The 13,408-nt window shown below is 30.5% G+C and carries 16 protein-coding genes and 2 riboswitches; of the genes, 6 read left to right on the top strand and 10 right to left on the bottom strand.

The window, feature by feature from the left end; translation table 11 throughout:
* Positions 1-88: 88 nt before the first annotated feature.
* Positions 89-221: riboswitch (cyclic di-AMP (ydaO/yuaA leader) on the top strand.
* Between the two features lie 142 nt (positions 222-363).
* Positions 364-1,212, top strand: a complete 849-nt coding sequence (gene ablB / locus EBB51_RS04805; protein ID WP_123053416.1) for a putative beta-lysine N-acetyltransferase — start codon at positions 364-366, stop codon at positions 1,210-1,212.
* Between the two features lie 103 nt (positions 1,213-1,315).
* A riboswitch (TPP riboswitch) is annotated at positions 1,316-1,424 on the top strand.
* An 83-nt stretch (positions 1,425-1,507) separates the two neighbouring features.
* On the top strand, positions 1,508-2,188 hold the full coding sequence (gene thiT, locus EBB51_RS04800; protein WP_123053415.1) for an energy-coupled thiamine transporter ThiT: 681 nt from the start codon (positions 1,508-1,510) through the stop codon (positions 2,186-2,188).
* A gap of 182 nt (positions 2,189-2,370) precedes the next feature.
* Here the strand turns inward: thiT and EBB51_RS04795 are convergent, their stop codons facing one another.
* From EBB51_RS04795 to EBB51_RS04775, 6 genes are all read right to left on the bottom strand, one after another.
* Positions 2,371-2,727, bottom strand: coding sequence for a NifB/NifX family molybdenum-iron cluster-binding protein (locus tag EBB51_RS04795; protein ID WP_123053414.1), 357 nt, complete (start codon positions 2,725-2,727; stop codon positions 2,371-2,373).
* An 87-nt stretch (positions 2,728-2,814) separates the two neighbouring features.
* Positions 2,815-3,159, bottom strand: a complete 345-nt coding sequence (locus tag EBB51_RS13740) for a phosphatase PAP2 family protein (RefSeq protein ID WP_123053413.1) — start codon at positions 3,157-3,159, stop codon at positions 2,815-2,817.
* Positions 3,160-3,220: 61 nt separating this feature from the next.
* Complete coding sequence (locus EBB51_RS04785; protein WP_123053412.1) at positions 3,221-3,808, bottom strand: undecaprenyl-diphosphatase; 588 nt, start codon at positions 3,806-3,808, stop codon at positions 3,221-3,223.
* A gap of 225 nt (positions 3,809-4,033) precedes the next feature.
* A complete protein-coding gene (locus EBB51_RS04780; protein ID WP_279221821.1) occupies positions 4,034-4,462 on the bottom strand; it encodes a sensor histidine kinase in 429 nt (142 codons plus the stop codon).
* A gap of 195 nt (positions 4,463-4,657) precedes the next feature.
* Positions 4,658-4,813, bottom strand: coding sequence for a hypothetical protein (locus EBB51_RS13640; RefSeq protein ID WP_190285332.1), 156 nt, complete (start codon positions 4,811-4,813; stop codon positions 4,658-4,660).
* The gene (locus EBB51_RS04775; protein WP_123053411.1) at positions 4,794-5,426 is read right to left on the bottom strand and encodes a response regulator transcription factor; all 633 of its coding nucleotides are present in this window, start codon (positions 5,424-5,426) and stop codon (positions 4,794-4,796) included. Before EBB51_RS04775 ends, EBB51_RS13640 begins: the two co-directional genes overlap by 20 nt.
* A gap of 134 nt (positions 5,427-5,560) precedes the next feature.
* Between EBB51_RS04775 and EBB51_RS13830 the strand changes: the two genes are divergently transcribed.
* Complete coding sequence (locus EBB51_RS13830; RefSeq protein ID WP_243103913.1) at positions 5,561-5,701, top strand: acetolactate decarboxylase; 141 nt, start codon at positions 5,561-5,563, stop codon at positions 5,699-5,701.
* Positions 5,702-5,917: 216 nt separating this feature from the next.
* On the opposite strand, the gene EBB51_RS04765 is transcribed toward EBB51_RS13830, so the two are convergent.
* Together EBB51_RS04765 and cbiM are read right to left on the bottom strand one after the other, a co-directional pair.
* The gene (locus EBB51_RS04765; RefSeq protein ID WP_123053410.1) at positions 5,918-6,706 is read right to left on the bottom strand and encodes an energy-coupling factor transporter transmembrane component T; all 789 of its coding nucleotides are present in this window, start codon (positions 6,704-6,706) and stop codon (positions 5,918-5,920) included.
* A 27-nt stretch (positions 6,707-6,733) separates the two neighbouring features.
* On the bottom strand, positions 6,734-7,708 hold the full coding sequence (gene cbiM, locus EBB51_RS04760; RefSeq protein WP_123053409.1) for a cobalt transporter CbiM: 975 nt from the start codon (positions 7,706-7,708) through the stop codon (positions 6,734-6,736).
* 294 nt (positions 7,709-8,002) lie between these two features.
* On the opposite strand from cbiM, the gene EBB51_RS04755 reads away from it, so the two are divergent.
* Entirely contained in the window at positions 8,003-8,431 is a 429-nt protein-coding gene (locus EBB51_RS04755) for a DUF3842 family protein (RefSeq protein WP_123053408.1), read from the top strand.
* Between the two features lie 383 nt (positions 8,432-8,814).
* On the opposite strand, the gene EBB51_RS04750 is transcribed toward EBB51_RS04755, so the two are convergent.
* Positions 8,815-9,816, bottom strand: coding sequence for a GGGtGRT protein (locus EBB51_RS04750; RefSeq protein ID WP_123053407.1), 1,002 nt, complete (start codon positions 9,814-9,816; stop codon positions 8,815-8,817).
* A 20-nt stretch (positions 9,817-9,836) separates the two neighbouring features.
* A complete protein-coding gene (locus tag EBB51_RS04745) occupies positions 9,837-10,529 on the bottom strand; it encodes a hypothetical protein (protein ID WP_123053406.1) in 693 nt (230 codons plus the stop codon).
* Positions 10,530-10,908: 379 nt separating this feature from the next.
* Here EBB51_RS04745 and nadA point away from each other — a divergent pair, with 379 nt between their 5' ends.
* Positions 10,909-11,823 carry a quinolinate synthase NadA gene (gene nadA / locus EBB51_RS04740; protein ID WP_123053405.1) on the top strand — a complete coding sequence of 305 codons (915 nt, stop codon included), beginning with the start codon at positions 10,909-10,911 and terminating at the stop codon, positions 11,821-11,823.
* A 24-nt stretch (positions 11,824-11,847) separates the two neighbouring features.
* The gene (locus EBB51_RS04735; protein WP_123053404.1) at positions 11,848-13,407 is read left to right on the top strand and encodes an L-aspartate oxidase; all 1,560 of its coding nucleotides are present in this window, start codon (positions 11,848-11,850) and stop codon (positions 13,405-13,407) included.
* Position 13,408: the final 1 nt, after the last annotated feature.

Raw genomic sequence — 13,408 nt, 5'->3', positions numbered from 1 at the left:
ATCAATTGAATATAATATATTGAGTCATTGAATCATAATATATTGACATGCATACATTATAATGATATGCTTATATGTAAAATAATAAATAGCGGTAGCGCTGAATCATTTCGAACGGGAGAACCAACTTTGGGGTGAATCTTATCAAAATATGATAAGTAGGGTTATTTTCTTCGACCCAAATCCGTCAGCTAATCTCGTAAGCGTTGAAGAGAAGTTTTAGTATACTTTGTTATTATATATACTGTATTTTTTATCATGTATATAAATAGCATTTAATAAGCTGCAGTTGCTTCTCTGCAGCTTATTTTTTATCTAATTATTAGATTTATATATTATTAATTTTTAAGGGGAGAATAAATCGTGAATGCTGCTAAATGTAAATTAAATAATAATTACTATGCTAAAATAGATAAAAGTAAAATATATATTGATTATATTAATAACCGTGTAAAAATAGTTAATTTCCATAAGATATCGGTACAAACTATAAAAAGAATAATACGCTATGCATCAAGACAGCATTTAAGCAAAGTTGTATGTAACTGCGATACCGCATATTTTCAAACTTTTTCTGATGCAGGATTTATTTTAGAAGGTAAAATAGATTCCTATTTTAGAGGCGAGGATGCTTTATGCATGTCGTACTTTATAATAGGTAAACGAAAAGCTTGTAAAAATGATAATATGGAAAAGTTATTTTTAATGAAAAGTTTAAATGTAAAAAATAGTTTTAAGTTTAGTAATAATTTCAAGTACCAGATAAGGAATGCAAAAGAAAGCGATATAGATGAATTAATAGACTTATTTTCTAGCGCATTTTTTGCGTATCCTTCTCAAATATATGATAAGGATTATTTAATTCAAAATATGAACAAAAATGTTTTATATAAAGTTGCCACTTATAATGGTAAAATAATTGGTGCAGCTTCTGCATATTTAGATTACGAAAATTTAAATGCAGAAATAGCTGACTGTGCTACTTACCCTCACTATAGAGATAAAGGCATATTGTCAAATATAATTTACCTTTTAGAATTAGATCTTAAAAAGGAAGGATTCATTAGCTTATATAGTTTGTCTAGGGCGATAAATCCAAGTATAAATATTGTATTGAGTAAACACGGCTTTAACTTTAGAGGTAAGCTAGTGAATGATTGTAATATATGCGGTGAGTTTGAAAGTATTAATATTTGGGCTAAAGACATTTAAATTATACTCCTGCCCCTTTTCATTTTACCGCCAGCCTCAAACTTAAAGCAGCAAGCAGGCTTTAAATTTAATAGACTTAGTGGTATAATTAAATAAAATTTTATAAAAGTGCTAGGGGTGCATTAGGCTGAGAAGTGAAGTTTATTATTCTTCATAAACCCTTATACCTGATCTGGATAATACCAGCGTAGGAAAAGTGATTTATATACAATTAAAACCGTATTCCGAATATCTGGAGTCGGTTTTTTGTGTTAAACCTAGACTTCCTGAGCACTAATTTAAGGGGGTTTTTTTTATGTCCGTTATTTTAAAAGATTTAAAAGTTTTTTTATCTATTCCTCAAAACTTAATTGAAATTTTAAAACATCCAGTATCTTTGTTTGCACTGCTTGCTGTAATTATTTTAATTTTGGCTGCAATTAAGGTAAAAAAGATAAAATTCACCACTTCCATGGTTGTTCAAATTGGAGTAGCTCTTGCGCTTGCAACTGTACTTAAAATCTTCAGAATTTATCACTTTCCACAAGGCGGAAGTGTAACTTTAGGAAGTATGGTACCAATTTTAGTTATGGCATTCTTTTATGGTCCTGAAGTTGGGTTCTTAACTGGCTTCTTATACGGAATAATATCATTAATACTTGGTCCTTACATTCTCCATCCTGTACAAGTATTATTTGATTATCCACTGCCTTTTATGGCTCTTGGACTTGCAGGCTATTTTAGAGATAGAAAGATACTAGGAACTATTGTCGCTGTATTTGCTCGGTTTATATGCCACTTCATTTCCGGTGTGGTATTTTTCGGAAGCTTTGCTCCTAAAGGAATGTCTACATATTTATATTCACTTACGATTAATGGACCTTTTATGGCAGTAGAAGGCGGAATATGTATTGTTATTATGGCGTTTCTTCCTATAGAACAGCTGTACTCTATTTTTAACAAACATAAACAAGGAATCTCTACCCCAGGGGTGTAAATTTTTCCAAGACATAGGACAGAGGACGGTGAAGGAGGATTTTTCTCCGCTAAGCTTACGAAAAATCTTTAATTAAACTTTTGATAACTCGTTTCGCTAAAGCGAAACATTGCTAACTTAGAGAACGTACCTAGATTTGATTTACACAAATCTAGGTACGTTCTCCCTCTGTCCTCTATTTTTTAATGATTATGGTGCTCTCCATGATGATTGCAGACTATATTTTTATCTTCTAATGTTCCATTAATGTATTCTTCAACAACCTTCATGTACTCCCCTGATGCTCCTCTTATTACTTGAAGACCATTCATCTTTAAACCATTAATTGCTCCTTGACCTATGCCTCCTACTATAACTACCTCTACTCCATGCTTTGAAAGCAAGTTTGCTAAACCTTCATGCTGATGTTGAAATTCTTCAGAAGATATTTCTTCTACATTAGTAACCTTTTTATCTTCTACTGTTACAATTTCAAAACTCTTACTCATTCCAAAATGTTGATTAACCACGTTTCCATTACTAGGTAATGCTATTTTCATACTATCTAACCTCCATATTATTATTGGCATATGCTATTTAAATTATATGATATATATAGATTGCTGTCAAATGCCAGCAAAATTTACTTAACCTATTATTGCATCAGGTAAAACTTTATAAACCTCTAATAAAATAATACTTAAACTAAGATAAACCACTCCAAATTCATATCCAGCTGCAACATCACTTGGATACTGCAAATTTAAATAAACCATGCTTAATCCAATAAGAAAGCAAAGACATAAATAAATATCTATAGCTAATGGTTTGATCCAAGTTTTCTTACTGTACTTTATTATAGTGTAAGCTAAAAACATCAAAAATAAAACTGCTGTTTCTGCTATGGCAGCCTTTATTTTTCCAAGAGAATGAAATATCTTTAAACTGTCATTGAGAATTTTTATAACAAGATTATATATTTTAATCAACATATCTTAAGCTTAGTATTCTAACTTATTATTTTCTATATTAAGTTAACTTATTTAAGTATATTTAAATTTCATTATATAATGACTTGAAGCCTAATTTTATTGTCGCCTTTTTTTCAGCCATTTCATATAAATTTTCAACCTTACTTCTTAATTTTAAGTTATAAATATAGCTTGTTGCAAAAACCATTAAATATGCCCCTACAACATCCATAGGATAGTGATGTCCAACATATATTCGTGAAAAGCCTACAACTATAGACATTATAGTTAAAATCATACTAACTAACTTATTATATTTTGCAAGCCCTAAAGCTATACTCATAGTTCCTATTGCATGATCACTTGGAAAAGATGCATCTGCCACATGGGGTGTTAATAAATTTACTTTATTATGAACAAAAGGTCTGTCCACATAGTATATACTGCCAATGATAAAACTTAATATTAAATTTATTACTGTAATAACAAAGGTACTAAAAACAACTTTTCTATAATTAGAATTTCTTTTTACAATTTCTAAAATAAATATTATTGCAATAACTGCCATAAATATATAAGGCATATCTTTTGAAAAGAAAATCATTATCTTATCTAAAACCATATTTTTATTTGCTAAATTATTTATAAGCCTAAAAATCTCCATATTCATTTTTAACTATCTCCTTTATAATATATTTTGATAATAAACACCACTATTTACATATAAATTACTGTACCGATTTTTATTATGTATTACATTATGACTATTCAAGATTAAAATTATATTAAAAAGAACTTATATTCATCTTAAAAAATGTTCTATATTTTAAAATTGGATAATTAAAAAAAGATGAAAGAAACTTTCTCCTTCACCTTTTAATGTTAAAGATATTATTTACGTATTTAAGTTTAATGTTACGGTTACTTTTGTCCACTTACCTTCTTCACTATCTACGTCTATAGTTCCTCCATGTACACTTGCAATCCATTTAGCTATAGACAATCCTAATCCAGACCCACCTTTTTCCTTAGATCTAGATTTATCCACAATATAAAACCTATTGAATATCTTTTCAATTTCATCTTTAGGTATTCCAATACCTGTATCACTAACAGTTATCTTCACAGCATTTTCCTGCACCTTTGAGCTTATATCTATTGTTCCACCCTTTGGAGTAAACTTAATACTGTTCTCAATAAATATTCTTATCATTTGTTTTACCATCTTGTAATCTGCCAAAATTTTTACAACATCATTTTCCTTATTGGATATCTCATGATCCTTTTCTATAAGCCTAGTTTCTTCAACTACTTCACCAATCAATTCATTAATCCAAAATTCTTTTTTCTATCAGTTGAGTACCTCTATCACCCCTTGCAAGAAAGAGTAACTTCTCAATTAAATTAGCCATATTGTAAGATTCTAACTTAATAGCATAAATTGATTTCTCTAAGGCATCCCTATCATCTTTTCCCCACCTATCCAATAAATTTGCATATCATCAATTTGTCTATTTGCTTAATTATAAATATAATATTTTACTCCAAATAAAATTGATGCATTCAAAAGCAGCAGTACTAATGAAAACATGACAGCATATAATGCAGTTAACTTTACAGAAATTTTTGCACTTTTAATAACCTTAAAAATATCATCAATTTTCTTTAATAACATATCCTACACCTCTTACGGTAGTCATGAATTTATCATCAAAGCCACCATCAATTTTACTTCTCAAATATCTTATAAATACATCAACTACATTAGTATCTCCCACATAATCATAACCCCATACTTCTTCAATCAACTTTTCTCTTGTAAGCACAACATTTTTATTAATTAGAAGCATTTTAAAAAGATCATATTCTTTCTTAGTTAGTTCAATTTTCTTACCATCTCTTAGTACCTCATGTGTTTTATTATCCATAACAATGTCTTTAACCTTGAGTACATCACTATCAGTATCTAAAATATTACTTCTTTCATATACCCTTATTCTTGCCAATAATTCTTCTATTACAAAAGGTTTAGTTAAATAGTCATTGGCTCCTACATCCAACCCTAAAACCTTATCTGGTATATCGCTTTTGGCTGTTAACATTATAATAGGTACATTAGAAAATTGTCTTATTCTCCTGCAAACTTCAATCCCATTTAAATTTGGAATCATGATATCAAGAAGTATCAAATTATAACTTGTTTCCCTTACTTTATTTAAAGCTCCTCTACCTTCATATGCTGTATCAACTTTATATCCTTTATGAGTAAGTTCCATCTCTATAAACATTGATATCTGTTATTTTTATACTCGCTGCTGTATCTATTTATATTATGTACTTACGAGATTAAAATTAGATTAAAAGATATTTTATCTTACACCAAAATTACTTCAGTGCTTATCGAATTTCAATATATAAACCTATGGCTGAGGCTGTTAAAAATCAACCTACTTTTAAATACAAATATATAGATGGGTATGTAGTTGGATTTACTTGTCCATCATTTGTTGAAGGGCTTAATGTTCCAGGACATCACTTCCATCTTATAAGCAAAAATAAATAAAAAAGTTGGAGGGTATATAAGTGAACTTTCAATAAAAAATGCAACTGCAGCTGTGCAAAATTGCTGCTGCTTTAGAATGGAACTTCCAAAAACAAGAAATTTTACAATATGGAAGTTACAAATAGAAATCATGAAATAACTGCAGTTGAAAAATGAGAACAGGAATTTTTAATTCCTGTTCCTGCCATAATAGATACTGAGCCTCCATAAATCAACCTATCTAAAGAAAATGTACATATTAACTATTACTACATCTGCAAGAATAACTATATAATCTTTAAAGTTGAATTTAAATTTCTTATATGCTTTATATTCACCTGTAAACCCCCTGCATTCCATAGCATTATACATTTCCTCAGACATTTCTTTTGATTTAATAAACATAGTGCCCATTATACCTGACAGATGATAATATTTATTTTTATTTTTACCAATTGATCTTAATTTAAGGGCATACATCATATTCAAAGAGAATTTACCAAGAACTACAATATATTTAATAGTAATATCCAATACCAAAATAAAAAGATCTGGTATAAAAAATATTTTTAGTGCACTTGTAATGTCGTTCCATTTAGTAATATGTGATAAAACACTTACTGACGTTATCGTTGCTAATACTTTAAGAATAATCAAAATACTATTGCCAATATTTCCATTTACAATTGAAGGTATCAATATTACAAATGTAAAGATTGACATAATAAAACTTGCACTCAATATACTTATTATTTCATCGGAACTAAGTAAACTGACTATCAATAATAACAGTATGTTTACTGTTATTATAAACAATAAACTCCTTGATGTAGATAATAATATAACAAGCATTAAAGTTGATATAATCTTTACAACGGCATTAATTTCAATAATATTTCTTTTCCCTTCTGATTTTAAAATTAATTTCGATATGACCTCTAAAAAAGATAAAATGCTCTTGTCAATAAAAGCATCCCTATCTTTTAGAGGAATATAGTTATCTTTTTTAGAAAGCCATTCTGGCATATAAACTCCTCCAATAATTAACTAATATTAAATGTTAATATTTTTCTTCTTCAAACTACTAATTAATTTAAAAATAATAATCAATATAGCCACTCCTGCCACAGCCGATAAGACATAACCAGCCGTTTCTGGTATACCCTTTACTCCATAATCCTGCATAAATGCATTAAAATTAAATCCATTCTTAATTCCTGATGGCACAAAACCTACAATATCCTTTATTTCATCTGCACCCCATTCACCCCATGCTGTTGCCTTTGCTAAAAGACCAAGTGGTGTTAGAATTATCATTGCAATAATCACTCCATAAATTGGTTTGGATTCACCATTATTCCCTTGATAAATCATATCTGGTGATGCTTTTTTAACATATGCAAATACCCCGGCTGTTACTAATCCTTCTAAAACTCCTGCCACAGTCATATGTGGTATTAGCATAGCAGGTATTGATACTGAAAGCGAATATGGAGAATACATTGGCATTCCTGCTGCATCTTTAAATAATAAAGGTTGAATACCGAACATTATAGATGCACAAAGTGCTGCTGCATTAATTCCAATATATGAACCTAAAAAGGCAGATAAATATTCTCCTTTGGCAAACTTTAGCCTTGATTTAGCAAAATTATAAATATAGTATCCAACAAGTGGCAATATAAATGCCATATTAAAGCAATTTGCCCCATATGCTAAAATACCTCCGTCTCCAAATAACAGAGCCTGAATCAAAAGAGCAATAGATACTGAAATACACGCAGCCTCTGGGCCTAGAAAAATTGCTACCAAAGTACCTCCTACTGCATGAGCAGTCGTACCTCCTGGTACTGGTACATTAAACATCATAATTAAGAATGAAAATGCTCCTCCTATGCCAAGAAGTGGCATTTTCTTTTTAGTTATATTCTCTTTTACTTTTTTAATAGACATGCTCCAAACTGGAAGCATTACAGCACCCATAAAAGCACAGGTTGATGGACTTAAATAATTATCTGGAATGTGCATTTTAATCCCCCTTAAAATTCCAAAAAATAAAGCCACAAAAATTGATAACTGTTTATAGTAATCAACCTTCGTGGTTATTAATCAAAATTAATAAATTTTTTATACAAATGTATACTCTCGTAGCACACAAGTTAATAGTACTACACAATTTCTAATTTGTAAACATTAACTTTCGAATCAACTTCAACTTTGCTTAGATCAAAAATAGAATCTACTTCTATTTTATTATATAATAATGCTTGTAAATATAAATAGATACATTTCATTATAAATTTTACTTTTGGGGGCATTACAATGAAAATTGCTGTAGTAGACGCACAAGGAGCAGGCCTTGGACAAACTATTATAAAGAAAATCCGTAAAGAAATAAACCAGGATATTTATATCATAGCACTCGGTACAAATACATTCGCTACTTCAAACATGGTAAAATCAGGTGCTAATGTTGGCATAAGTGGAGAAATAGCGATCTGTGATTTTTGTAAAAAAAATAAAATTGATAGTATAATAGGCCCGATTGGAATAATCTGTAATGGTGGTATAAATGGAGAAATTACATCTATGATTTCCACGTCAATATTTAGTATGGATTGTACTAAATATATACTTCCACTACAAAAACATGGTATTTATATACCAGGCACAAGAAATCTTCAAATCAAAGATATTATTGAAGAAATTGTACTTAATATAAAAAATAATATAGAAAGAGCTCTGATGTAATTCAAATATATCTACAAAGATGGGCATGCTTAACTATTGTCCATCTTTTACATTCTAATGTAATTTACTAATAACTTTTCAATTGCAGCAACTACTATAAACTAATTTTGACTCAAAAATTTAATAACTTTATTTTCATATCTAGTTTTATAAAATAGATATGATTGTATATGATCTGCCTTGTCCGTAAGCCAGAATTCTACATTTGCTTTATTGGACATGTTATTATAAACTTGTATACTATTTTTATATATTAAGAGATTTCCATAGATTTTTCAATCAGAAGCACCAGTTTAACACAATATCACAAAATAATTGCATATAAAAAAGAGACATGTTTAATTAAACGTGCCTCTCATTTTTAATTAAGTTTATAATGCAAATTATTTATTCATAGCTTCTTCAACTGCAACAGCTACTGCAACGGAAGCTCCAACCATTGGGTTGTTGCCCATTCCGATAAGTCCCATCATTTCAACATGAGCTGGAACTGATGAAGAACCTGCAAATTGAGCATCTGAATGCATTCTTCCCATAGTATCTGTCATACCATAAGAAGCTGGGCCTGCTCCCATATTGTCTGGATGAAGAGTTCTTCCAGTACCACCGCCTGATGCAACTGAGAAGTATTTCTTACCCATTTGAATACATTCTTTTTTATATGTTCCTGCAACTGGATGCTGGAATCTTGTTGGGTTAGTTGAGTTACCAGTTATTGATACATCAACGCCCTCATGGTGCATTATTGCAACACCTTCTCTAACATCATCAGCACCATAGCATTTAACTTTTGCTCTGTCACCTTTTGAATAAGCTATTTCTTTAACTATAGTTAATTTTCCAGTATAGTAGTCAAATTTTGTTTGAACATAAGTAAAACCATTTATTCTTGAAATTATGTAAGCAGCATCTTTTCCAAGACCATTTAATATAACTTTAAGTGGAGTCTTTCTTACTTTGTTAGCAGCTCCTGCTATTTTTATAGCACCTTCTGCTGCTGCAAAGGATTCATGTCCTGCTAAGAAAGCAAAACATTTAGTTTCTTCCCTAAGTAACATTGCTGCAAGATTTCCGTGTCCAAGTCCAACTTTTCTGTCATCTGCAACTGAACCAGGGATACAGAATGATTGCAGTCCTTCTCCAATTGCTTCAGCAGCATCAGCAGCTTTTTTACATCCTTTTTTTATAGCTATTGCAGCACCTACAGTGTAAGCCCAGCAAGCATTTTCAAAACATATTGGCTGTGTTGATTTAACTATGTTGTAGGCATCTACTCCTTTTTCATCACAAACAGCCTTAGCTTCTTCTACGGAATTCATACCATACTTCTTAAGTACTGGTATAATTTGATCTATTCTTCTTTCATAACTTTCAAATAATGCCATTTTCTTATCCTCCTTATGTACTATTCTTGTCTTGGATCTATAACTTTGCAAGCTTCATCAAATCTACCATATTGACCTGAAGCTTTTTCCACAGCTTCGTTAGCATCCATACCCTTTTTAATCATTTCCATCATTTTACCAAGGCTTACAAACTTATATCCTATAACTTCATCGTTTTCGTCTAAAGCAATTTTAGTAACATATCCTTCTGTCATTTCAAGGTATCTTGTTCCCTTAGCTTTTGTTCCATACATAGTACCGATTTGGCTTCTAAGTCCTTTTCCTAAGTCTTCAAGTCCTGCACCTATTGGAAGTCCGCCTTCTGAGAAAGCAGTTTGAGTTCTTCCATATACTATTTGTAAGAATAATTCTCTCATAGCTGTATTTATAGCATCACATACTAAGTCTGTGTTTAATGCTTCAAGAATTGTCTTTCCAGGTAATATTTCTGATGCCATAGCTGCTGAATGAGTCATTCCTGAACATCCTAGTGTTTCAATTAGAGCCTCTTGTATAACACCATCTTTAACATTTAAAGTAAGTTTGCAAGCACCTTGTTGAGGAGCACACCAACCTACACCATGAGTTAAACCTGAAATATCTTTTATTTCTTTAGCTTGTACCCATTTTCCTTCTTCTGGAATTGGAGCTGGTCCATGATTTGGTCCCTTAGCTACACAACACATTCTTTCAACTTCTGCTGAATAAATCATATTTTATTCTCCCTTCCGATCATTTAATTATTAACTACAAAAATAAAATAATTTGTTATCTTCATAGGATTATTTTAACCCGCTGGGATATCTTAAGTCCCACAGTGAAAATATCTTCCTACCACTTACATTTTAGCAAAGATAGACATATATAACAATACATTTTGAAATATTAGCATAAAGTTTTTCATAAATAATAAACTTAAAAATCATAATTAAAATTTAAAAAGTTTGGAATAATAAATACAAGTTCTTAATCTGCATACACAAGCATATATAATGCGAATTGTATATATGCAATTTTAATATTGTTAAGGCGCAAAAATTAGTATATACTTGTGTATATACATTAAATTATATAAATTTTAGGGGTGTACTTATGGATAATAACATTTTGGTAAATGAAATAAATAGGTTAAAGAAAGAGAAAAACGCTTGTATATTAGCACATAATTATCAACTACCAGAAGTTCAAGATATAGCAGACATCGTAGGTGATTCTTTTGCACTTAGCCGTGCTGCTGCAAAAATGGATAATGAAGTTATTGTATTTTGCGGTGTTAAATTTATGGCAGAAAGTGCAAAGATACTTTCCCCAAACAAAAGGGTTCTACTGCCTTCAAAATATGCAGGATGTCCTTTAGCAGATTGTATAGATGAAGAACAGCTAATGATGGAAAAGGAAAAGCACCCTGATGCAGCTGTAGTATGTTATATAAACTCTTCAACTGAAGTTAAAGCTATAAGTGATATATGCTGTACTTCTTCTAATGCAGTTAAAGTTATAGAAAGTATAGATAAAAATAAGATATTATTTGTGCCAGACGAAAATCTTGCAAGTTTCGCGGCTGAAAAGGTTACAGACAAAGAAATCATACCATGGACAAGTGGTCACTGTATAACTCATGCCAGAATAACCATGGAAGATGTTAAAAAAGTAAAAAATGATCATCCTGAAGCTGAAATACTGGTACATCCTGAAGTTCCAAAAGTAATAAGAGATAATGCTGACTTTGTAGGAAGTACTTCGCAGATAATTGACTATGCAAAGAATTCTCAAAACAGTGAATTTATCATAGGTACTGAAATGGGAGTACTGCACAAAATGGAGAATGATAACCCTGAAAAGAAATTTTATTTATTAAGTTCAAAACTCATATGTCAAAACATGAAAATGACTACACTTAAAGAAGTTCATAATTCCCTTTTAAATATGGAACATGAAATATTTGTTCCTGATGAAATTAGATTAAAGGCGCTTAGTTCTCTTGAAAAAATGCTTAAAATTGAATAAATTAAGGATAGTTGGTGGTATAAAATGAAAAGAAGATATCTAGTAAATTACAATAATTCCTGTGGCACCAAAAATTTTGACGTAGTTATAATTGGAGCAGGAATAGGCGGCATCTACACAGCTTTGATGCTTCCTAAGAGTTTAAAAATAGCTGTTTTAAGTAAAAAAGACATATACGATTGTGACTCATATCTTGCTCAAGGAGGAATTGCTGCAAGCATAGATGATGATAAAAGAGAGCTGCATGTAAAGGATACTATGAATGCAGGCTGCTATGTAAATGACGTTGATGCAGTAAACGTACTTGTGAATGAATCCGATGAAGCTATAGACAGTCTTGTAGATCTTGGAGTCAATTTTGACAAAGATGAAAATGGCAACTTTTATAGATCATTTGAAGGAAATCATTCTATTCCTAGAATCTTGCATGTACACGGTGATTCTACTGGAAAAGGTATAATGGAAAGTTTGATAAAAAAAGCTAAAGCTGCTCCAAATATAGAGATAATGTCAAATATATTTGCTTTAGATATTGTGGACAGCAAAAATATTTATACTGGAATAACTGCATTTTACAACGATAAACTTATCTATTTAAAATCAAAATGCTGCGTTATTGCATCAGGTGGAATAGGTCAGTTATTTTCAAAGACTACAAATGCAGACGTACTTACAGGTGATGGAATTGCAATGGCAATAAGAGCAGATGTAGATTTAGCTGATATGGAGTACATCCAGTTTCACCCTACTGCCTTGTATTCTAAAAAACATAACTTTGAAAAAATGTTTCTCATATCTGAAGCAGTAAGGGGAGAAGGTGCTGTACTTAGAAATAAATCTGGCAGCAGATTTATGGAAGAGTACGATAAGAGAATGGAACTCGCACCTAGAGATATTGTAGCTAGAGCTATTAGTGATCAAATGGAAAAAAGTGATTCAGATTATGTTTATTTGGATGCAACCATGTACGATAAAAATTTTTTAAAAAATAGATTTAATAAAATTTATACAGAATGTGAAAATAACAATATAGAAATTTACAAAGATTATATACCTGTAACTCCAGCCCAGCATTATTTTATGGGTGGAATTAAAGTTGACTTGTTTGGAAGAACAAGTATGGAAAATCTATATGCTGTTGGAGAATGTTCTTGTACTGGAGTTCATGGAGCAAATAGACTTGCAAGTAACTCCTTAGTGGAAGCTGTTGTCTTTGGAAAACGAATTGCCAATGATATTAAATATAGAATTAAAGATATATATGAACATGCTAATGAGAATATTAATTTCGAAGTTGAAGAAAAAAGTTTTAATTTTTCAAAGTTAAAAAATGATTTAAAAACAATTATGGAAAACAATGTTGGTATAGTTAGAACAATTGATAATGTTAAATTTGCATCAAAAGCTGTGAATGAAGTTCTATGTAAACTTGAAAATATGAATTTTAGAGACTTAGAAGGAGTAGAAGTTTATAATATGTATGAAGCTGCCAAAAGTGTTATTGATGCTGTTTTAGAATCTCACTCTTCGCTTGGAAGCAATTACATTGAAGACTACTCTAAAGAAAAATTAGTTTTGAGGTGAT

The organism is Clostridium sp. JN-1 (assembly GCF_003718715.1).
GTDB lineage: Bacteria > Bacillota > Clostridia > Clostridiales > Clostridiaceae > Clostridium_AV.
This window is presented reverse-complemented; position numbering and strand designations above follow the sequence as displayed.

Coding starts and splice junctions, on each gene's coding strand:
- cbiM (WP_123053409.1), bottom strand. CDS start 7,708: ATGCACATTCCAGATAATTATTTAAGTCCATCAACCTGTGCTTTTATG.
- EBB51_RS04750 (WP_123053407.1), bottom strand. CDS start 9,816: ATGGCATTATTTGAAAGTTATGAAAGAAGAATAGATCAAATTATACCA.
- EBB51_RS13740 (WP_123053413.1), bottom strand. CDS start 3,159: ATGTTGATTAAAATATATAATCTTGTTATAAAAATTCTCAATGACAGT.
- EBB51_RS04735 (WP_123053404.1), top strand. CDS start 11,848: ATGAAAAGAAGATATCTAGTAAATTACAATAATTCCTGTGGCACCAAA.
- EBB51_RS13830 (WP_243103913.1), top strand. CDS start 5,561: ATGGCTGAGGCTGTTAAAAATCAACCTACTTTTAAATACAAATATATA.
- EBB51_RS04795 (WP_123053414.1), bottom strand. CDS start 2,727: ATGAAAATAGCATTACCTAGTAATGGAAACGTGGTTAATCAACATTTT.
- EBB51_RS04765 (WP_123053410.1), bottom strand. CDS start 6,706: ATGCCAGAATGGCTTTCTAAAAAAGATAACTATATTCCTCTAAAAGAT.
- nadA (WP_123053405.1), top strand. CDS start 10,909: ATGGATAATAACATTTTGGTAAATGAAATAAATAGGTTAAAGAAAGAG.
- EBB51_RS04745 (WP_123053406.1), bottom strand. CDS start 10,529: ATGATTTATTCAGCAGAAGTTGAAAGAATGTGTTGTGTAGCTAAGGGA.
- EBB51_RS04755 (WP_123053408.1), top strand. CDS start 8,003: ATGAAAATTGCTGTAGTAGACGCACAAGGAGCAGGCCTTGGACAAACT.
- EBB51_RS13640 (WP_190285332.1), bottom strand. CDS start 4,813: ATGTTATTAAAGAAAATTGATGATATTTTTAAGGTTATTAAAAGTGCA.
- thiT (WP_123053415.1), top strand. CDS start 1,508: ATGTCCGTTATTTTAAAAGATTTAAAAGTTTTTTTATCTATTCCTCAA.
- EBB51_RS04775 (WP_123053411.1), bottom strand. CDS start 5,426: ATGTTTATAGAGATGGAACTTACTCATAAAGGATATAAAGTTGATACA.
- EBB51_RS04785 (WP_123053412.1), bottom strand. CDS start 3,808: ATGAATATGGAGATTTTTAGGCTTATAAATAATTTAGCAAATAAAAAT.